This is a genomic window from Dapis purpurea BLCC-M126, from assembly GCF_050015975.1.
Classification (GTDB): domain Bacteria; phylum Cyanobacteriota; class Cyanobacteriia; order Cyanobacteriales; family Microcoleaceae; genus Trichodesmium.
Map to the genome: position 1 here is coordinate 165,514 of NZ_JBNHER010000260.1, position 21,080 is coordinate 186,593.

Consider the following 21,080-nt stretch of genomic DNA (forward strand, 5'->3'; position numbering starts at 1 on the left):
AAAATAGTTATAGGAATCCCAGGATATCAATTATGGCATACGATTACGATTTATTTGTAATAGGTGCAGGTTCAGGAGGGTTAGCATCTTCAAAAAGAGCAGCATCTTATGGAGCCAAAGTAGCGATCGCTGAAAATGATTTAGTTGGAGGTACTTGTGTTATTAGGGGATGTGTACCGAAAAAACTAATGGTTTACGGTTCGAGATTTTCTCACTTATATAAAGATGCCGTAGGTTATGGTTGGAGTGAAGTAGAACCTAGTTTTGATTGGCATAAATTAAGAGATTCCGTAAATACAGAAGTTCTACGTCTGAATAAATTACATATCAGTTTCCTGGAAAAAGCAGGGGTAGAGTTAATAGAGGGATATGCTAAATTTATTGACCCCCATACTGTAGAAGTAGGCGATAAGAAATTTACAGCAGATAAAATTTTAATCGCTGTTGGTGGTAGACCAGAAAAAATAAATATTCCCGGAATTGAACATAGTGTTACCTCCCGTGAAATGTTCCACCTTACAGAAAAACCAAAAAGAATGGCAGTTTGGGGAGGTGGTTATATCGGTGTCGAATTTGCTGGAATTTTAAATGGGTTAGGCACTGAAGTTACTCAAATTATTCGTCGAGACCTAATCTTACGAGGATTTGATGACGATATCCGCAGCAATATTCAAGAAGGAATGACAAAACATGGTATTAACTTCCGTACTAATACCAATGTAGAAAAAATTGAGAAAGTACCAGAAGGGTTAAAAGTTCACTTGAGTGGAGAAAACGCTGAACCCTTAATAGTCGATACATTCCTCTGTGCAACTGGTCGTAAACCAAACTTAACAGGTTTGAATCTAGAAAATGCTGGAGTAGAAACTCTCAGAGGTGCAGTTGCTGTCAGTAACAACTGTCGCACAACTCAACCAAATGTTTATGCTGTGGGAGACTGTATAGATAAAGCAAACTTGACCCCAGTTGCTATTGCACAAGGTCGCGCTTTTGCCGATACCGAATTCGGTAATATTCCTAGAGCAATTTCTCTCGATAATATCCCGACTGCTATTTTCTCAGAACCAGAAGGAGGAACAGTAGGTCTGACAGAAGCAGAAGCACGAGATAAATTTGGTGAGTCTATCAAATGCTACCGCGCTAAATTCCGCCCAATGTTCCACAGTTTCACAGGTGCAGAGGATAAAGTAATGGTGAAATTGGTAGTCGAAGGTAATACTGAGCGCGTTTTAGGAGTACACATGGTCGGTAAAGATGCTGGTGAGATTATTCAGGGTATGGCGATCGCTGTAAATATGGGCGCAACCAAGGCTGACTTTGACCGCACTATTGGTATTCACCCTTCTACTTCAGAAGAGTTTGTGACTTTACGTTAAAGAATTTAGAATTCATAAGTTAGTATCAGTATTGGTGAAATAAGGTATGTTATTTGTATCAGAGTCAAATTAATAGTAAGAAAAAAAACTGTTTTAACTACTGACTACTGACTACTAAAAACCATACAATCATTCACCAATACCAAAAAAAGATTTAACTGATAACTGATAGATATGCCTAAGAAAGAATTGGTTAGGACAGAGACTGATGAATCTTAGACTATGAAATGTTTTTTCAACTGTTCCCTGCTATAATTGATAACTCAAAAGAGGCACTTTAGCGTTTTTGATCAATTCTTAGTCCATACTACAGGCAAATTATTAAGAGGAAAAATTTTATGTCTCCGGTTTTGATTTCTGCTGTATTAGGATTATTGGTTATGCCTTTAACTATTAGTTCTGTATTAGCAAATCCTAGTTATAATAATGTCTCTGAAAAAAACAACCCAATTATCAAAGTACAACGTCCAGGACGAAATCAAAACAGGATATTTGAACAACTAAATCTTACCGAGGCGCAAACTGAGAAAATTATTACAATTCGTAATCAAAATCAACAAGAAATCAGACAAAGTTTACAAGACTTGCGTAATGCTCAAGCAGAATTAAATACAATGATTACTGGTAGGGAGACTGATAATCAATTACGGAAAAAACATGGTGAAGTTTTACAGCTGAGACAAGAACTAGCACAATTACAATTTAATACTCTGCTCAAAATCAGAGAAGTTTTAACTCCTGAACAATTACAAGAGTGGTCTAAATTAATGCAGCAACGTCGGGAATCTCGTAATACTCCCTAGGTAGGGGAGTGTGGGAGTGTGGGAAAAAAATGTATATTCTTACTATTACTATGTAGGAGAACTGAAAAATCAATTAGGATTTATGAAAAGACACTACATATAGTAGATATAATCGAGAAAAACCATAACATTTTAGTATATGTAGTGTTGAGAACTAATTTATTCCCTAAGTTCTGAGTTAGATAGGAGCGATCGCTATTTTCTCTGGTTTAATGGAGGTAAGTTGTTAAGTATTTTGACTGTTTCTAAACTAACTCTAACTATCCTTTTTACTAAGTTTACTATATAACGGGAATCTTCTGACCAGTTGTTGGGGTCGTTGACTATTCCACTGTTTTTATCTTTGGTAATTTTATATCTTTCTATTATCCATTCTAATGCTGATTTTCCATTAACTATATATTGGTAAGTTTCTAGAGAAATTTGTGATCAGGTCAGTTTACTGTTATAGATGATTGTGGTTTTATCTATGCCGTTTTTGTTTCTGCCAAATGTCATTTTTTCTACTCGATAATCTTCATCATTATTCACCATAGAATTACGAGGAGTAAGAAATATCACCGCATCCAACGCCGAAACATCTACCCCTTCCGATAAACACCGAGCATTAGACAAAATTTGACAGATATTTTATAGAGTATTAGTCTCAGCTTTTAACCACTCTAACTTTCCATTTCTTTCCAAATAATTTTGTTTACCATCAACAGGATCTAATTCACATTGTCAAAATTCCTTATCATCAGGATTTAACTGTTGATATTTATGAATAATATCAGCAAATAATTTGACAATTTTTTGTGAATCTTCAATACTACGAGAAAAAGCAACCGCTTAACTTAAAAAAATGCTGAATAATTACACTTTTATTTATTTACATGGATTTGCCTCTAGTCCGAGGTCTAATAAAGCAATATATTTGCGCGATCGCTTCGCTGAAATTAACGTTAAGCTCAATGTTGTTGACTTAAATCAAGATGATTTTTTTAACCTAACTCTTAGTAGACAAATACATCAAATTGAGTCAGAAATTCAAAATAAATCTACACCAATAATATTAATTGGTTCTAGCTTTGGTGGTTTAACATCTACCTTTTTAGCAGAAAGAAACCGAAATATTAAAGCAATAGTTTTACTAGCACCAGCCTTTAATTTTTTATCTCATTTGCGCAAAAGTTTGGGAGAAGAAAAATTACAAAAATGGAGGGAAAGAGGCAATTACTGGATCTACCATTATGGAGAAAAAGGTTATTCTCTTTTGAGTTATAATTTTATAATAGATTTGATGAAATATCAGGATGAAAAATTACGGCGTCCTTTACCAACTTTAATTTTTCATGGTTTAAATGATGGTACAATTCCCATTCAAGCTAGCCGAGAATTTGCCGTTAAACGGTCCTGGGTAGAGTTAATAGAACTTGATAGTGACCATACTTTAGGAAATGTTATGCCAACAATTTGGGAAGAAATTAATCAATTTTTTCAGTAATACCATGTCTTAAAAAAAATCCTATAGTTACTGAATACTTCAGTTATTAAGTAATAAATAAGTAAGAACAATCTTGTTAAGGATTCCTTTGCAAAAAGCAAATAATTTTATGCCTAATAACCCTACTCCCTACTCCCTACTCCCTACTCCCTACTCCCTAATAATAAATAATTAAGATAAGCTTATAAATGCTCTCAGAATCAAAAAATAGTCACTATTATAATATAAGAATATATCAGTAATAAACTAAGAAATAACTATGCAAACTTTAGCTGTTGATATTGGTGGCAGTGGCATTAAAGTAATAGCCTTAAATGAATTAGGAGAAGCTACCACAGAACGTAGTCGCGTAGAAACACCAAACCCAGCAAAACCAGCACCAATATTAACAGAGATTGTATCTTTAGCAGCAAAACAAGGAGAATTTGACAGAGTATCGGTAGGTTTTCCTGGTGTAGTCATGGGTGGCATTGTTACAACAGCAGTCAATTTAGATCCTGACTGGGTAGGACTAGATTTGGCGGCAGTGCTATCAGAAAGGTTAGGAAAACCTGTGCGAGTTGCTAATGATGCTGATATTCAAGGATTAGGAACAATTGAAGGTAAAGGAGTAGAATTGGTAATAACCTTGGGTACTGGTTTTGGTTCAGCATTGTTTGTAGACGGGAAATTAGTGCCAAATTTGGAAATGGGTCATCATCCATTTCGCAAAGGTGAAACTTATGAGGAACAATTAGGAAGAGCTGCATTAGATGACGCTGGTAAAAAAAAGTGGAATGAACGTTTAGAAAAAGCCATAGCTACTCTAGAACATCTATTTAATTGTGATTATATTTATCTAGGTGGAGGGAATACAAAAAAAATTACATTTGATTTACCACAAAATGTAAAAATAGTGCCAAATGTGAATGGTTTATTAGGTGGTATTGCTTTGTGGCGAGATTAATTATAGTAGGGAACAGGCAAGAGTAGGAAAAACATTTATTAGTCTAAGATTGATCGTTAGTTTATGGCTAACCGTTTTGATTGTTGGTATAGTAAGTGATAAAAATTTTGTGGAGTAGGTAATGGATAAATAGCAACCTTTCTCTTGATAATTCAACCTACCCCTACTCTATACATTCATATTATTGTTATTACTCAACTAGCAAAAAACAAAGCTTTGAATCTAGACTGACTAATTACCTTTTTATACCAAAATATTACAACATCAAATTGGGATAATTATCATCCCAAGTTAAATATTTATTTATCTTTATGATTCATGCAAGGAATGGAGAGATTTATCAAGTTCCATTCTCTGTTTAGCTTGATTTAAAAAGTAACCGCTCATCATTGCAGAAGCAAGAAGTTGACCAAGGTTTTCTTTGCTAGTAGTTATTGCCATAGAAAAATGTTCGGATGGTAAATGTCCCAACATTCCTCTTAAATTTTGTTCCATAATTTGAGCTACTTCTGGATCTGGTTTAGAAAGTTGAGCAACTATTTCTGGATTCATAGATTGAACATATTGCCATAGTAAATTACTGCTATTCGATTGGTCGCCAAAATTTTCGGAAGGATTACCAGAAAGATTATTCATAATATTTACCTCGGACAAGTAGAGTTATTTAAGATTAGTTACATATTAACAAGATATTTTCCAGCTACTCTAGTCAGTGCAACCGAACTTTCAGAGACGGACTTTTCGACAAACTGTTATAAGGAAATTTCTAATTTTACTTTGTACTCAAGACATAAACAAAGTTGGTAGTCCTTTGATCATTCTGACTTGTTGTAGAAGTAGGGAATAGTTAAATAATTAATAATTACCTTTCCTTAAAACGGATAGGATTGACCAAAATGATTTTTGTTCTTCTCTTGGTCGATTGGATATGGCGCACTTCGGAGCGGCTCTGTAAGAGCGACAAATCCTTCCTTCCGGGACGCTGCCTCTTGCCTCCTCCGGAGGAGCTGCGCTTTTTCGTATAGGGAATGCTCCGCAAACATGTCGCGTAGCGAAACAGAGGATCTAACGCTAACGCGCACTTCGGAGCTTTGCCTTACCAAGCGCCATCCCATCCTACGGACAGCTCCGCTGACCACTTTTTCTACTTAAAAGCTTAATACCCTAATTATCCGGTAATAGGAAAAAACCCAAATTTGCTGCTTTTAAAGGAAGAGTATTTTCTGATCTAATTGATTTTTTTCATAAGCTTATACCAATTTAATAAATGTTTGTTACAAATAGACAGGGTATTTTTTAGGAGTCAGGAGTCAGGAGTCAAGAGTCGCATGGGAATAGCTTCGATGCTTTTTTTTAGTTCATAAATCATCTTTTTAGTCAAAGGGACATCTCCTGTAAAATCTTTTTATCGTCCTTATTATTCGTAACATTCTTTTTTCAAAATGGTATTACTACTTGTACACTACTACCAAAAAGTCCAAAAAGTAAGGTTGAATCTACTCTGCATAATGAAACTCATTCAGAGGTTATTTTTGACTTTTGACTTGCCCGTAGGGCTGTAGACTGGGTATGTAGAGATGGAAAAAATCCCATGAAAAAATCATCTAAAGCTAAAGGTCGCCTAGTTTGGAATCATTCAACCCATATCGAAGGGTTAATCCCAATTTTAGAGAAATTAACCCAACATCAAGGTATTGAAACTGTTACTCCCGGAGTTATCAGTAGGTCTAGAAGCCACATTCCCCAGATGAAGCTCAAAGTATCAGTACCTATTCGGGGTGGTTTTAAACTTATTGCTAGACAAGGAAAAACAGTACAAGAAGTATTTATGTTGACCAGTTTAGCTCAAGAAGATTTAGAAGAGGCGATCGCTAAAATCTTAGCTAAATAAATATACTTCCTGTCCGATTTTTGGTAGATGTATTTGGATAAGCTATTTGATTAAAGCCTACACTTTCCCACTGTAAGTGTAGGCTCTTATATTTTTTCTGACAATTACTACACCTTAGAGGATTAAATTTTGACCTGTATTTTATTCAACTTCGATAATTTAACTTTTAAACCATCACGGGGATGAGGCGTACGTACTGCAACTAAACTTAAGTCTTGTTCTGGTCAAAGTTACAATTCATAACTCCGCAACAACATTACTGCAAAAATTTTCATCTCCAAGCGAGCAAACTCTTTACCCAAACATTCCCGCATTCCACCACCAAAGGGAATATAACCAAATACTTTTTGTTTATCTACAGCATTTTCTGGAGCAAAACGTTCGGGGTCAAAATTTTCATGGTCTGGGTAAATAGTCTCATCTTGATGAGTCTTACTAAATCGACGAATGTTTTTAAATCGCGGTTTGCAGTAGATAGGTTTTTAAACTCCCGTTGCCATGCCTGCTTTTGCAATTCAGGCAAATACTCAACCTCAGTTAAAAATCTAATATTATCCAGCAAATATTCAATTAAGTTAGTAGTAGAATGGCTGAGTATTTTCAGAAATAATCCACCTAAAAAAGCACCAACTAAGGTGGTGATAAATGCACTCGACATCCCAGACAATGCCTTGCCAAGTCCAGATAAAGAAGCTGCCATGTTGGAAGGATCAGCAATATCCGTAGACTGCATATTAACTCTAATTCCATCAATTGCTTCCAAAAGACCACCCATCGATAAAGTCAAGCCAAGCACAGTACCTATCATTCCTAGAGTAATCAATAAACCGGCAAAAAGCTGTACCCAATTTTCCCTTCGGCTCAACTTATTTTCCATTATTTGTAACAAAAACTCTTGGTCAACTTGCAAACTATTTTTAGCTGCCTGTTCTAGATTTTTAATATGCTGCTTGAACAAACTAAAGTTAGACCCACTGTGTTTTACATTTGCAAATTCCCACTTAATTTTAATTGTATTGGTAATATTTATTAGCAATGCAACTAAAAATAGAGCGATAATTACAAATGTAATTCCGGTCTGGTCTGTGTAATTTTTGGTGTTGTTTGAGTAATATCCAATCACTGTAATTGAGATGATTGAAAAAATTGCTAACTAGAACAGCCATAATAAAAAATCTTTACCAGAAGAACGCATATTTAATAGCAAATAGTTATCAAAAAAAAGCTAGTTTATCAAAAAATATCGTACTCCCCTGTTATAGCCATCCTATTTAGCTATTATTATCACCCACATTCTGTGCTTAAAATACAGCACAAAAGTAAGATAAGATTGAGAATCCCTCCGAATATTCACGGTAGGGAGTATGTCAATCTTTTATTAACAACTCCTCCAGGGAATAGTAGTTTACAAAGCCCAATTATCTTGCCACTTGACATTTCCCTCTTCAGCTAACAACCATTGTCGAGAAACCAAATTTTCTCGCTTCGGTATTTGGGTTTCATTTCCGTGTTCATCTCGATAAACAATTGCATACTTATAAGAAATAACTTTTCCTGCACTTTCATCAAAGGGAATTTCATTAAACCAAGTATTAGAATTGATATACTCTAACTGGTAAGATTTACTAAGATCCCAATTTCCCAACTCTGGGCAATCTCCCGTTACTACTATTACCTCACCATGATTAGTTGAAATTCCATTTAACTGCGCCCGCACAACAACTTTTCCTTTGACACGATCGCCTAAATAATTAATCACAATCATGTCTTGTACACCGAGTTCTAAATTATGTAGAGCACCATCTTTTACTTCAAAAAAGCGCTTAGTTAAACTACAAATATATTCCCCATCTTCCAAATCAGTTTCTACCCGATCAATTGTTATTGGATTACCGCGATTAATTGCTACAAAACAACGATAATCTCGGTAACGTCGCACATAACAATAAACATCCTCATTCACATATTTTGCCCACTGACTTCCCAGAGAAATAGCAGGATTAATTCGACGTACTTTTGATAATAATTGAATATCTCTATAAATAGGTGTATCTGTATCCCATTTTTCCATCATCGGGCGATTATAAGGTTCTTCTCCACCATCTGTATCATTATAAAGATATTGCTCACTACCATAATAAATGCAGGGAATACCACGGGAAGTCATAATTAAATTAATAGCTAATCTCAAAATTCCTGGGTCGGGATTCAAATTTTGAAATCTCGGCATATCGTGGTTATCAACAAAAGTTACCAGTTCACTAGGAGTGTTATAAACATTATCTTGGTCGAGTAATTCTTGAATAAGATGAAATCCTCCCGGTTCACATTTTCCGAGAGCGCGTCTAATAGCAATACAAAAACCAAAGTCTAGCATTGACATTCCAGACTTATTGGCAAATTCCACTGATGGAGAATCATAAGGTCCGCTAAAAATCCATTCCCCAAAAATAAATACTGATGGTTTGTGACTTTTAATATCAGCATAAAATTCTTGCCAAAACCATAATGGCATATGTTTAATTGTATCTATTCGTAGGGCATCAACTCCTCTATCTAACCATAATTTTATTGCTGATTTTATATATTCTCTATAATCATGATTATTTTCATTAAAATCTGCCAATCCTCCCAATTCTTGGTTTTCAACTTGCCATTTATTATCCCAATCTTCTACTTCACCATAGTGATGATACCAGTCATTAACATCATTATGAAAATCAGCAATTAAAACTCCATCATCAAACAGTTGACCTTTCTTTCCTCCTGCATCTGGGCTACTGTGATTACAGACAATATCTAAGATTATTTTTATCCCTAAATTATGAGCTGCTGCTACTAATTTATCAAAAACAGTCTCCTGATTTTTTACTAAGGAAATCTCATCATCTTTATCTACTAAACGAGGATTGAGGCGCTTAAAATCCTTAGCCCAGTAGCCATGAATTGGAGCCATTTCAAATAACTCTTCTTCTATTTGTTCAAATAAAGGAGTCATCCAAATAGCAGTAACTCCCATTTTTTTGAGATAGTCAAGTTTATCAATTATTCCCTGTAAATCTCCACCCCAATATAAACCCCATTTTTCTTTATTGGGGTCATATAATTTAGGGTTAGGACCTTCATTATTACTAGGGTCACCATCAAAAAAACGGTCTACTATGATAAAGTAAATTGTTTCTTGGCGAAACTCAATCGAGCGAGTAAATAAAAATTCAAAATCACTATTAATATTAGATTCACCACTAGATGTTTGACTTGTAGAATTTGTTGGCATTCTTGAGTTTTCTCCGGTTAAAATAGTCTATGCTTCATTTGTTTTATACCAATTTTAAGTAGCCATGTAAAATTAATTGGAGATAAAATTTAGCTCAAAAGCTTGTTTAACAAGGATAAATGTACAAATAATTTTGCTTAGTGCCGCTACGCAGAAGTTAAAAGCGAGTGCGTAATTCTGAGGTTTCCTCAGAATGCAAGACGCACTAAAGACAGTCAAAAGTATTGATTAGTAAGGCTTTTAGGATTTTGTAACTGGTCAGTTATTTCCGCCATTCTGCACTAGGTACTTATAGCAATCATAAATTGGTTGTGATAATTTTTATAACAGTTAATTTTAATTGAAAACTTCTGAAATTCTGACTCCTGACTCCTAACTGCAACCAAAATATAACAACTTCAATAGGACTGCTCATAGCACTACGTATTGAGGTTAGGACATTGGTAAACCCTGTTTACGGAGCATTGACCTAGGAAAAACTCAGTCAGATATTATTTTTGACTTTTGACTTTTGACTTTCGCTATATTACTTCATCTGCAAAGCTAGCCCAACGAACAAACTCAAAAGGTCCAGCGATCGCTCCCCAGACTTGTTGATCAGTTTCCGGGTCACATCCTGTGTCATGGCTCATAAATTTATGTTCATTTATCTCAAAATGACTTTTTAGATAGGTAGTTTTTCCTTTACGAACTACAGTACAAGCTTTCCCTGGCTCTACCTCGCCTCTAAAACTCTTACCTGTCCATTTGGTAATAAAGGTGCAACCAGGAAGTTTTTTAATGTGTTCAGTTTTGAGATTTTCTAGACGTTGGGGGTCACGGGAACCTCCATAAAATTCTTCTTCTTCGTCAATGGCGTAGTTTTCAATATCTATATGGTCTTCTGAAGGGACTAATTTAAGAATTCTAACTCGGTAGGGTTGATTAAGGGTAATGTCATAAGCTTGCTCTAGATAAAGGCTAAGTCCATCGAGTAGTTGATATGGAAGTGGACGCATACAGACGCGAATGTGGGCAAAGAGGGGTGGGTTGTCAAAAGCTTGTTGTTGGTTACTGAAGTCAGCAGCTAACCAACGCGCCAAGGTAGTAATATCTGTTGAGTGGGTCATTTCAGTTATCAGTTATCAGTTATCAGTCAGTGCTTACGCAGAGACACTATATACAGAGTTTAAGAGCTATAAAGTTATATATATGTGCTGTTTAGAACTCATGCATTGCATAAGTACTATTAATTTTATACACATAACGATCCTTACTCCTAAATAATCGACAAAAACACCCATTGGGGATGTCCACACTAACCATTTCCTATATTCATAGCGTCTTTTTCTGATATCTTGTCTCTCTTCTTATGATAGAAATCTTCAACAGCAACTTGAGCCCTAGCTATAACTGCTAAAGTTGTATCTGTATCACTAATTTGATGAATTCGAGTCACAATATCTTTAAACCAATCTTTACCACTAACTTTGACTACTTTTGCTAAACCTTCCAAACCTACCACAGCTGCATAACGCACTACCCATTCGGGGTCTTGAGATACTTGCAGCAGGGTTTGAAAAGCACGTTTTTGCGCATCAGAAACTTCTGCTTCTGATAACTGTTCCCAATGAATAAAACCTAAACCTCTAGCTGCACCTCGTCGTACACTAAAAGAAAAGTCATTTGCAGCACTATCTAATAATATTTCTAACCCACGAGGGTCACCAATACCTGCTAATGCTCTTATTGCCCAAGCTCTAGCACCATAGTTATAACCATCCAGTGTTTCTAGGAGTGGGAGTACCGCAGGTTCTCCTATTTCGACTAATCCATCAACTGCTGCCACTGCCGCACCAGGGTTATTATAGCCCAAAACCTTAATTAATATTGGGATAGCTTCTTTGATATGAGCTGCTGCTAAATCTTTAACTGCATCTATTAAACCTTGAGAAGAGTCTGCTTCTTCAACTGCTCGGATGAATTTATTATCTATTATTAAGGATTGATTATTCATTCTTAGGGAGTAGGGAGTAGTTAATAATTAACAATTAATGATGTATAACGTAATCATAATTTAAAAGGCAAAAGTTGTTTTTGTAACTAGGATTTTGAGCAAACTTGCAAAAACATTTATCCTCAAAAGGCAGGGTTTTAAACCCAATTATTTTGATCAATGAATGTTTTATAGAAGAGAGTCCATTAAAGTCATTACCTCAATAACCTCATCTGATAATAATAGTTGAGATTCTACCTTTGAATTTTGACTCTCTTGCTGCCCATTCCCAAGCCAGTCCGTTGAGCAGATCTCCTGACTTGAAGGAACTGGCGTTTGTGTATCACGACGACGCGGGGTTGCACCGCTTTTGACTTTTGAATTTATTGTGAGGTGATGTTCTAAAAGTCCTTTCAGAGCAATTAATTTCATACTATTTTCGGCTAAGGTTTCTGATATTGCCTTAGCTGCTGGCAAATAACCGATCACCGCTAAATCTAATAGTGCAGATCGTCGTAACTGTAAATTATCACCCTCTAATGCTTGAGTCAAATATTCTCCATATACTGCCTCTTCCGTAAGTTGATACAGAGATCTAGCAGCAGCATATTGTACTTTTTCTGCCGGATGTTCTATAAAAGGCTTAATTAAACAAATTGCTTCTTGAGCTTGTAGTGTTCCCAAGGCTTCGATAATATCTTCGTAGGGTTGAATCAAATGAGGTTTACCAGGAACCAAAACAGCAGTTTCAACACCTCCCTCTAAAAGCTTGATTAACGCTGGAATACAACTAGGATCTCCCAACATTTCCAATGCTTCTATTGCTGCTTCCCTTACATAATAGTCAGAACATTCCAAACATTTTATCAAAGCAGGTACAGCTTTTTTATCTTCTAACTTACCAAGGGCGCGAGCAGCATTCCTTCTCAGGGGATATCCACCATCCTCTGTGCGGTCAGACTCATCTTTTAGTGCAGCAAGCAAACCCTCAATAGCATCAGGAGTATTAACTCTAAATCTCCCTAACCACCAAGCAGCATAATATCGTTTACCTAATTCTTCATGGCGTAAGTTAGCGATCGCCTTTTCCACAGTTAGAGACTCGCCATTGTCTGATAATTCTTGTGATGGTAATTCCAAATACTGCTGCTCCATTTTTATATCTATGATTTATAGGGTCTCCTTAATTACTTTTTAAATAATAACCAAAAAATAAGGTCAATAGGCTCCCCTTGGATAGGAGATGAAAAAAATTAACTTCAGCATTTTAAGGCTCTGACTTCAGCAGTCAATAATTATAACTGATAACTGAAATAACGATGCCCGGAAAGATTAACAAATACTAACCATAGGCCAGCACCTATATACCTGTCCGGGCTACGTTGAATATTAGCTCAGGGTAGTTAATTTAGTGAATATTAATTTCACATTCACTACCTAGTTAATGTGACAACTACTAGCTAAGAGCATTAATAGCGTAATCAATGTAGTTGTTGGCTTCAGTAGCAGGATCACCAGTGATACCATGGTTAGCTTTGATGTACTTCAAAGCTTCAATGTACCAGCTAGGAGATAACTCGAAAGTGCTATTGATTTCATCAATACCTGCAATGAGTATCTCATCCATAGGACCTGTACCACCAGCAATCAGACAGTATGTCACCATCCGGAGATAGTAGCCAATGTCACGAGAACACTTTGCCTTTCCTACAGGAGTAGAAGCATAGTTAGGTCCCTGCATTGTAGTAGTGTAGGGGAACTTGTTGTATACTGCTTGAGCAGCACCATCAATCAAGGTTTGAGCTTTATCAGTTAGAACCTTAGCAGCTTCTAAACTTGCCGGAGCATACTTATAACGACCAAACGCTGCAAATAATTCTGTGCTAGTCAGGAAGCGGCCTTGAGAATCTGCCGCAGTTACTGCTTCAGTCAGAGGTGTTTTCATGTTTGAGGTACTTTCCTTATTATTGTGAGTACAAATTTTGGTACAAATTTAAAATCTGTAGAGATGCTAAGGTGCATCTTTACAAAAAAGTTTTTTACAGTGTTTTTAAGCGACTGATGCTGCTGCGCGGTCGAAGTAGCCACCAATCTCAGCCATTAAAGAGGAGCAATCTCCAGCAGTAATGCCATTAGGATCGTTAGCAATAGCAATAGCAGCTTCTTTCATTTTTTGCACACCTAATGCTACAGAAGCACCAGGAGTTCCTAGAGCTAAGTATGTTTCACGAAGGCCATTGAGGCAACGGTCATCTAATACACTTGCATCACCAGCGAAAGTAGCATAAGTTACATAACGTAGGATGATTTCCATGTCACGCAAACAAGCAGCCATACGACGGCTTGTATAAGCATTTCCACCAGGAGCAATCAACTGAGGCTGATCTGAGAATAGAGAACGAGCTGCATTAGCAACAATAGTAGAAGCGTTGCTAGTAATACGGTTAACTGCATCTATCCGCTTGTTGCTGTCTGCAACCATTGCCTTCAAAGCCTCAATCTGGCCAGCAGGAACAAAATCACCCCTGGCATCTGCCTGGGAAACTACTTTTGTGAAAGCATCAAACATTGATTAATTCTCCTAATTTGCTTTTTTTTATTTGCTTTTCGATGCTATGGGTATTTTTCAGTTTTTTCAGGCTAGGTGTCCATGCCTGGAAAAGTAAGACTAGGACTTTTTGATAATCCTGAGAAAATCTGACACTTTTTATGAGAAGCTTTTCAACTTCGTTAATAATTGGTCTTATTGATTTTCCCTATCTTTTAAACCCTTCAGATATTCTTTATACAATGCTGTTGTGTTTTTGTTTATTACAAATTATTAACAAACCTTTCTGAAGCGGGAAAGTTAGGCAGGATTTAAGGCCAATTTCCTTTCTAGGTCAAACAGAAAGCCATGAATGTATTCTTCTGTCCATTGTGGGCCATAAAACCTCGTAAACATTCCCCTAGCTGGATCTTTCTCAGCTCGATACCTTAAATAACGCAGTTGTGATTCCTTAATTTCTGCTAATTTTTCTGGATCAGTAATGGGTTCTGCTTGCTTTACAAAAATTAAATAAGCTTGCAGATAATCTTTGAAGGCATCAAATACTTTTGTCTCAACTAACTCAGTTTTTTGAGGACGAGTCCAAAGAAAGGCTGGAGAAAAGAATGGGGTTGCTTCTTCAGGAAAATCACCTCCCCAAGGTAAATATTTCTGATGTTCTTGGAAAGTCTCCCATATTGGCTGAGTATACTTTTCTTGGTACTTGGGATCATCCCTAAATAAGGGCTGCATATCTAGGGCAATTAAATGTCCCCCAGGCAAGGTAACTAGATCTGCTCCAAAAAAGGGCAAGTCATAATTCAAATGAGGGAATATGACAAAATTTAATACTTGCAGGGCACTGCCACCTTGGACATGAGCTGCTCTAATTTGCCGGAGTTTGGGGCTACAGTAGGCGTAACTGGTTGTGTCTACTTCTTGTTCCTTTTTACCCTTACCAGTCATAGCAACTTTATGTTCAAATCCAGAGGGTATGGGGTACGGTTGTAGTTTTAGTTCCTGCTTGAGCTGAATCAAAGCATAATCTAGAAAAGGTTGATACAAATTCACAATATTTTCAGTAGGTGTCATTTCAGTTATCAGTTATCAGTACCTCAGTAGGAAGCAAGAAAATCCCAAATTTCCTTATTTTATTCCTTTGAAAGGGGATGACTGTTTCATTGTCGTATTAAAAAGATGGATGTAGAAAGAGGAAATTGGATTAGAGGGCAAATTTTAGGGGAATAATCTGGCAAATTATCAAATTTATCCGATAATTATTTTTCAGGAATTACATCGATAAAAATCAGTTCACACCCCCCTGAAATTGTTGGAGAGGTGTGAGTTAAATTCTTAGACTTAATAGTTAATAAAGTCATCGAGTTGTAGTAGGAACTGCTAATGGTACAGCATCTTCAAATAAGAATTCGTAGAGAAATTTTTCTGACCATTCATGGCCAAAATAACTACTAAATAATCCTGATGCTGGGTCTCGTTCAGCACTATATTGATCGTAATCTTTTTGAGCTTTAACTATTTTTTGAATATCTGCTTCTGTTTGGATAATTTCTGCTTGGTCTAACATTTGCCAATATAAACTAATGTAATCTTGATAAGCTTGGAAAAATTTAGTTTTTACTGTTTCTGGATCTGTTTTGGCAAATAATAAATATTTAGAAAAATATTGATTGGCATCGTAAAACTTCATTTCTAAGTTTTGAGCCAAGTCATTATATTTCTCTCGTAGCGATCGCATCGGTTCTATATACTTGGTTAAATATGATTCTTCTTGGAATAAAGGTTGAAAATCTAATACTATTAAGATTTTATTTTTACCGAAAGATAATAAGTCTATTCCTAACAGTGGGATATCGTAGTGATAACTGGGATAAATTACACTATTAAATACTTGAGCTGCAGCTCCTGCGTCAATGTAGGTATAACGTATTTTTCTCAGTTCGGTACACTCGTAACACCAACTTTGAATGGTGGCTTGATTTTTGCCTCTGTTACTAATGTTAGCTTCCAAACCAGCAGGAATTGGTCTGCTGCGTAAGTCAAATTTACTAAATAACTCTTTTTCTAAATGTTCAAGAAATGGTCTATACATCGATACTTATAGTCATATATTAATTCGTTTACGACAATAATAGATGGCCATAACCAGAGTCTCATTTCTTAGAAACAAAGCAACAATCCTTCATAAAGTCAAAAGTCAAAATTTAAAAGTCAAAATTTAAAAGTTAATAAAATTAAGTAGAGTTTCTTCAATAAAGTCTTTTGGTGAGAGCAGGGAATAGAAAATGGGTAATAATTTGACTGTTAATTTGTCTGCTTTTTCGCCTCACATTTTGGCAAAATTATAGGTTTTTGAATTGTTGGGGAGTTATCTGAGGATGTTTGGAAATAGTATTCTCTATAATAAATATTGACATTCTCCTGGATAATAATGATCGAAAAATTTATTTTACCTATGTTAATTACTTAATAGTTGAAGCTCCACATAAGTATAGCATTATTTTTTTGAATTGGTATAAGAACCCATAATAATATTTAATTACAAAGATATAATAATATGATATATTTCTGAAATATTTAAATATTTTAACTTTTAATAATCAAACTAATTTAGTAACTATTTTTAACTCAGCTCTGATGGTACTTGTTGCTAAAATAAACCAGATATAGCGTTTATCAAGCTGGTGAGAAACATTTATGTTTTTGTCTTTTTATTCCCTGTCTCTTGATAACTGAAATGACCATAATTAGCAACATTTTACCTCAGAGAAAATTTTATGATTTTAGCTTTTTTTTTGTAGGTTGACTAATCAGAATTTCCTCAATACCTTTGATAAAGGTTGCATAGGTTAATTTTTCTTATTTAGATATGAATTGGAGAATTTTTGCTCAGGAAAAAATCTGTGATTTTAGTTTTTATTTTGTAATTTGACTCGTCAAAATTTCCTTAGCTTTTTTGCTCAAGTTCTGATGGTACTTGTTGCCAAAGTAAACGATATAGTTGTATGGGTTCTTCTTTTCCTTTAACCATAACTGGTGGAATTTTTTCTAAGGGAAAAATCTGTGATTTTAGTTTTTGTTTTGTAGTTTGACTAATCAGAATTTCGTCAGCTTTTGCTTCACTACATATTCGGCTAGTAACATTAGTTGTATCGCCAATAGTAGCGTATTGAATTAATTGTTCCGAACCAATATTTCCCGCTGCTACTTTACCAGAATTAATTCCTATATGAATAGCAATTGGTTTTTGATGACGTTTTTCTCTCTGTTGATTTAACCGACGAACTGCCCATTGCATATCAATTGCTGCTTTGATCGCTTTTTCTTCATCATTAGCAGTTTGATAAGGAGCGCCCCAAATAGCAAATAAAGCATCTCCTATATATTTTTCTAAAGTTCCTTCATACCTAAAAACAATATCTTCGACCATAATTTTAAAATACTCATTCAGCATAGAAATTATTTGGCGTGGCTCCATCGTTGAAGACATTTTTGTAAAGCCACTAATATCAGAAAATAAGGCTGTTACTTCTGTATCAACTATTTCTAATTTATCTGTTTCCTTGAGTTTTCTAGCTACAGTTAAAGGAAAGAAGCGCTCTAATTTATTTCGGAGAATTGCCTCTGCTTGTATCTTCTTATAGAGTTGGGTATTATCTATAGCGATCGCTGCTTGATTAGCTAAACCTGTCAGAAATTCTACATCTTCATCAGAATAAACATTTGATAATGATAAATTATCAGCATATAAAACTCCAATTACTTTATTTCTAGGTTTTAGTGGGATACAAACTGCTCCATGTATTGATTGAGAAACAATTGACTCTGGATTCTCAAAGCGTTGATCTAGACAAGCATCTGTAGTGAGAAAAATTGTACCTTTTTCTAATGCAAAATTAGTAATATTTTGGCTATAAAATCTACCTTCAGTTATAATTCCTTCTTTTCCTTTAACTGCTTTTTGTTCAAGTTCTCCAGTTTTTTCATTCACTAAAAGTATGACAGCTCGATCTACTTTAATGATCTTAAACAGCAAGTCAAGAATTTTTTCTAATAAAATTTCTAATTCCGTAGGAGAAGAAAGTTGTTTACTGACTTCCAACAAAATTTTTAATTTATCTACTGCCTGAAGATTAATATCTTTTTGCCTCAGTTTAAGCACTGATTGTGAATCATATTGTTGTTGATCTAAGAGTTGATTTAATTCAGTTTGAGTAGATTCTTGCAAGTATTCTTTAACTATATTTGTCGGACTTATATCTTGTTGTTGATTAGGATTAGTAACAAATTTAAAAATTGCATTACCACAATGAATTAAATCTCCCTCATTGAGTAAGCAACTATCAATTTTAGTCCCATTAACAAAAGTACCATTACTACTGTTTTTATCGACAATATTCACACTATCTTGAGAAATTATAATTTTTGCATGATGACGAGAAACGCTTGTTTCATTAGTAATAGCAATAATATTGTCTCTTTCCCTACCAATACTAATTTCACCTTTGGGTAGTTCATATACTATTACATTGCTAGTATCTGGAGCATAAATTAAGTATGGCATTTATTATTCTCCTAGAGAGTTAGACGAATTAAATACATAGTAAGTATACAGATATATTATCTTAATTCCGATTGAAATCAGGAGGAAGTTGGTATTGAAAGTTTTCCAAATTCTGTATAACACTGCTGCAAATTGATTTTAGGCAATAGGTTCAGTTTTGATCGTAAAGTCTGAAAATTAAACAAATAAAAAAATACTGTTTAGCTGAGGAGAGTAGGAAACACTATCTATGGTGCAACTACAGAAGATATTTTTCATCCCATGAGCAAAAGTTGTATTTTATTTAATTGAAATATATTTAGCAAAAGTCTTCTGATATGCAGATGAAAAACTATATAATACCAATTACCAAAAGTAATGCTATACTTGGGTGTGATTTCAATTATTAAGTAATTTAGACAAGCCAAATAACTTTTTTGATAATTACTGGCTGGTTAATGTCAATTATTCTTATTTTTACTTCTCCCCCACTCCCATCCTCAATAAAATGTAGAAAAGTTTTTGAGAAATGGTATAATACCAATTTTATAAATTTTTACTACAAATAGTATAAATAAGGAAGAAGGAAGAAGCAAGAAGGGATAAACATTCAAAAAAAAAGGAAAAACGTATAGATATAACTATCTAAAATGAATTGGAGCAGCTATTTTTCAGCACATCTGATCGAGAGCTACCTTTTCGTAGCATTCTTTTTTTAAACTGGTATAAGGTCTTTCCTACTCTTGTACATAGCCAAACGATAGTAGGGGCAATTTATTAATTGCCCCTACTAAAAATTACTAAAAAAATTTAATTTACCAATCTTTTTTCAAACTGATAAAACTAGCTAGATTTATTTCATAAATGAACCTACTACACCATTCATATCACTATCCAAAGGATCGCCCAAAGCATTAAATTTCCACAATGTATTATCTCGATAAACTGCTCCCATTAACATTGATATTTTACCTTCATAAGTACCATTACCAGATAAAGTATATTTGGCTATTTCTACTCCTTTATTATCAACAGCTCTAACAAAAGCATTTTCTACCATTCCAAATTGTTGTTTCCTATCTTTAGCTTGATAAATACTTACTGCTAGGATAATTTTTTGATATTTTTCAGGAATAGAGTTTAGTTTCAAGATTATTTGTTCATCATCTCCCTCTCCTTCTCCAGTTAGATTATCTCCTGAATGAATTACTGTCTTATCCTTAGATTCTAAATGACCATAATAAATTACATCTTCTTTGTAATTTTTGAGTTTGTCATTATCTTCTAATAAAATTGCATAACCATCAAGGTCAAAATCGGATCTGTTACCAAATAAACTAGCTAAACCACCTGCAGATTTTGCTACATCCCACCCTAGTCCCATTGTCAGTCTTGATAGATCATATTCACTTTTATCAAGTACAATTTTTTGTCCTTTTTTGAGATTAATAGTCATATATTTATTTCCCTTTATAAACTCTAAAACACGTTTTTTATTTTAGCTATAGCCTTATCCAAAATACTCTTTTATTTATTAGTAAACATATTTTTCTACAAAAGTTTGTAACCCAGCATTATATCCTGTTCCTACTGCTTGAAATCTCCATTCACCATTTTTCTTATATAGGCGACCAAATTCTATTGCAGTTTCTCTGGAAAAATCTTCTTCTAATTCATACTTAGTTATTTCTTCTTGAGTCTCTAAGTCATAAACTCTAATGAAAGAATTTTTAACTTGCCCAAAGTTTTGCCTTCTTTTTTCTGCTTCATGGATAGTGACAACAAAAAGTAGTTCTTGAATACTAGAGTTAACATGAGTTAAATCTACTTCTATTGTTTCATCATCTCCTTCCCCTTCTCCAGTTCTGTTATCTCCCCAATGCTTTACAGAACCATCTAGAGATTTTAAATTATTGTAGAAAACAAAATATTCATCCTCTGGAATTTTTCCATCATCTCCTAACATAAAAACAGAGGCATCTAAATCAAATTCTGTACCTGTATCAGTAGGATTAACATCCCATCCTAAAGCAATAGCAACTTTTGTTAAGCCTGGTGCATCCTTAGAAAGATTAATTCTGTGACCTTTACTGAGTTTAACAGACATTTATTTTCCCTCTTTAAATAAATAATTTCCAGTATCTTTTAAGATAACCATTTATATTTATCTTGATTTATTATTGCGGACTAAATTCCTTTCAGTTATCACTTATAAATACCTCCTGGAATAGGGAGTCT

General features: G+C 34.7%; 21 protein-coding genes. 5 read left to right on the forward strand and 16 right to left on the reverse strand.

Features of this window, described 5'->3' with window-relative positions; all coding sequences use genetic code 11:
• Positions 1-32 precede the first annotated feature (32 nt).
• Together gor and ACP6PL_RS24040 are read left to right on the forward strand one after the other, a co-directional pair.
• Complete coding sequence (gene gor / locus ACP6PL_RS24035; protein ID WP_426547817.1) at positions 33-1,376, forward strand: glutathione-disulfide reductase; 1,344 nt, start codon at positions 33-35, stop codon at positions 1,374-1,376.
• 338 nt (positions 1,377-1,714) lie between these two features.
• A complete protein-coding gene (locus ACP6PL_RS24040) occupies positions 1,715-2,179 on the forward strand; it encodes a Spy/CpxP family protein refolding chaperone (RefSeq protein WP_426547818.1) in 465 nt (154 codons plus the stop codon).
• A gap of 195 nt (positions 2,180-2,374) precedes the next feature.
• Here the strand turns inward: ACP6PL_RS24040 and ACP6PL_RS24045 are convergent, their stop codons facing one another.
• Both ACP6PL_RS24045 and ACP6PL_RS24050 read right to left on the reverse strand, forming a co-directional pair.
• Positions 2,375-2,602 (reverse strand): type ISP restriction/modification enzyme, encoded by a 228-nt coding sequence (locus ACP6PL_RS24045; protein ID WP_426547848.1) that lies wholly within the window; start codon positions 2,600-2,602, stop codon positions 2,375-2,377.
• A 6-nt stretch (positions 2,603-2,608) separates the two neighbouring features.
• Positions 2,609-2,794: a hypothetical protein gene (locus ACP6PL_RS24050; protein WP_426547819.1), complete on the reverse strand. Its 186-nt coding sequence runs from the start codon at positions 2,792-2,794 to the stop codon at positions 2,609-2,611.
• 229 nt (positions 2,795-3,023) lie between these two features.
• Between ACP6PL_RS24050 and ACP6PL_RS24055 the strand changes: the two genes are divergently transcribed.
• Positions 3,024-3,665: a YqiA/YcfP family alpha/beta fold hydrolase gene (locus ACP6PL_RS24055; protein ID WP_426547820.1), complete on the forward strand. Its 642-nt coding sequence runs from the start codon at positions 3,024-3,026 to the stop codon at positions 3,663-3,665.
• A 259-nt stretch (positions 3,666-3,924) separates the two neighbouring features.
• Positions 3,925-4,611 carry an ROK family protein gene (locus ACP6PL_RS24060; RefSeq protein WP_426547821.1) on the forward strand — a complete coding sequence of 229 codons (687 nt, stop codon included), beginning with the start codon at positions 3,925-3,927 and terminating at the stop codon, positions 4,609-4,611.
• A 309-nt stretch (positions 4,612-4,920) separates the two neighbouring features.
• On the opposite strand, the gene ACP6PL_RS24065 is transcribed toward ACP6PL_RS24060, so the two are convergent.
• On the reverse strand, positions 4,921-5,247 hold the full coding sequence (locus ACP6PL_RS24065) for a DUF760 domain-containing protein (RefSeq protein WP_426547822.1): 327 nt from the start codon (positions 5,245-5,247) through the stop codon (positions 4,921-4,923).
• Positions 5,248-6,202: 955 nt separating this feature from the next.
• On the opposite strand from ACP6PL_RS24065, the gene ACP6PL_RS24070 reads away from it, so the two are divergent.
• Positions 6,203-6,502 (forward strand): DUF2103 domain-containing protein, encoded by a 300-nt coding sequence (locus ACP6PL_RS24070; RefSeq protein WP_426547823.1) that lies wholly within the window; start codon positions 6,203-6,205, stop codon positions 6,500-6,502.
• Positions 6,503-6,732: 230 nt separating this feature from the next.
• Here ACP6PL_RS24070 and ACP6PL_RS24075 read toward each other — a convergent pair whose 3' ends face one another.
• The 13 genes from ACP6PL_RS24075 to ACP6PL_RS24135 form a co-directional block, all read right to left on the reverse strand.
• Positions 6,733-6,951, reverse strand: a complete 219-nt coding sequence (locus ACP6PL_RS24075) for a cytochrome P450 (protein WP_426547849.1) — start codon at positions 6,949-6,951, stop codon at positions 6,733-6,735.
• The gene (locus tag ACP6PL_RS24080) at positions 6,858-7,625 is read right to left on the reverse strand and encodes a MotA/TolQ/ExbB proton channel family protein (protein ID WP_426547824.1); all 768 of its coding nucleotides are present in this window, start codon (positions 7,623-7,625) and stop codon (positions 6,858-6,860) included. Before ACP6PL_RS24080 ends, ACP6PL_RS24075 begins: the two co-directional genes overlap by 94 nt.
• Positions 7,626-7,907: 282 nt before the next feature.
• Positions 7,908-9,779 (reverse strand): alpha-amylase family glycosyl hydrolase, encoded by a 1,872-nt coding sequence (locus ACP6PL_RS24085; RefSeq protein WP_426547825.1) that lies wholly within the window; start codon positions 9,777-9,779, stop codon positions 7,908-7,910.
• 521 nt (positions 9,780-10,300) lie between these two features.
• Entirely contained in the window at positions 10,301-10,888 is a 588-nt protein-coding gene (locus ACP6PL_RS24090) for a chromophore lyase CpcT/CpeT (protein WP_426547826.1), read from the reverse strand.
• A gap of 188 nt (positions 10,889-11,076) precedes the next feature.
• Entirely contained in the window at positions 11,077-11,775 is a 699-nt protein-coding gene (locus ACP6PL_RS24095; protein WP_426547827.1) for a HEAT repeat domain-containing protein, read from the reverse strand.
• Positions 11,776-11,943: 168 nt separating this feature from the next.
• The gene (locus tag ACP6PL_RS24100; protein WP_426547828.1) at positions 11,944-12,909 is read right to left on the reverse strand and encodes a HEAT repeat domain-containing protein; all 966 of its coding nucleotides are present in this window, start codon (positions 12,907-12,909) and stop codon (positions 11,944-11,946) included.
• 301 nt (positions 12,910-13,210) lie between these two features.
• A complete protein-coding gene (cpcA, locus tag ACP6PL_RS24105) occupies positions 13,211-13,699 on the reverse strand; it encodes a phycocyanin subunit alpha (protein ID WP_426547829.1) in 489 nt (162 codons plus the stop codon).
• A 105-nt stretch (positions 13,700-13,804) separates the two neighbouring features.
• A complete protein-coding gene (locus ACP6PL_RS24110) occupies positions 13,805-14,323 on the reverse strand; it encodes a phycocyanin subunit beta (RefSeq protein ID WP_426547830.1) in 519 nt (172 codons plus the stop codon).
• A 279-nt stretch (positions 14,324-14,602) separates the two neighbouring features.
• Positions 14,603-15,373 (reverse strand): phycoerythrobilin:ferredoxin oxidoreductase, encoded by a 771-nt coding sequence (locus ACP6PL_RS24115; protein ID WP_426547831.1) that lies wholly within the window; start codon positions 15,371-15,373, stop codon positions 14,603-14,605.
• A gap of 283 nt (positions 15,374-15,656) precedes the next feature.
• Positions 15,657-16,391: a 15,16-dihydrobiliverdin:ferredoxin oxidoreductase gene (locus ACP6PL_RS24120; protein WP_426547832.1), complete on the reverse strand. Its 735-nt coding sequence runs from the start codon at positions 16,389-16,391 to the stop codon at positions 15,657-15,659.
• Positions 16,392-17,246: 855 nt separating this feature from the next.
• A complete protein-coding gene (locus tag ACP6PL_RS24125) occupies positions 17,247-18,863 on the reverse strand; it encodes an adenylate/guanylate cyclase domain-containing protein (protein WP_426547833.1) in 1,617 nt (538 codons plus the stop codon).
• A gap of 832 nt (positions 18,864-19,695) precedes the next feature.
• Positions 19,696-20,298: a TerD family protein gene (locus tag ACP6PL_RS24130; RefSeq protein ID WP_426547834.1), complete on the reverse strand. Its 603-nt coding sequence runs from the start codon at positions 20,296-20,298 to the stop codon at positions 19,696-19,698.
• 78 nt (positions 20,299-20,376) lie between these two features.
• Positions 20,377-20,949, reverse strand: a complete 573-nt coding sequence (locus tag ACP6PL_RS24135) for a TerD family protein (protein WP_426547836.1) — start codon at positions 20,947-20,949, stop codon at positions 20,377-20,379.
• Positions 20,950-21,080 lie beyond the last annotated feature (131 nt).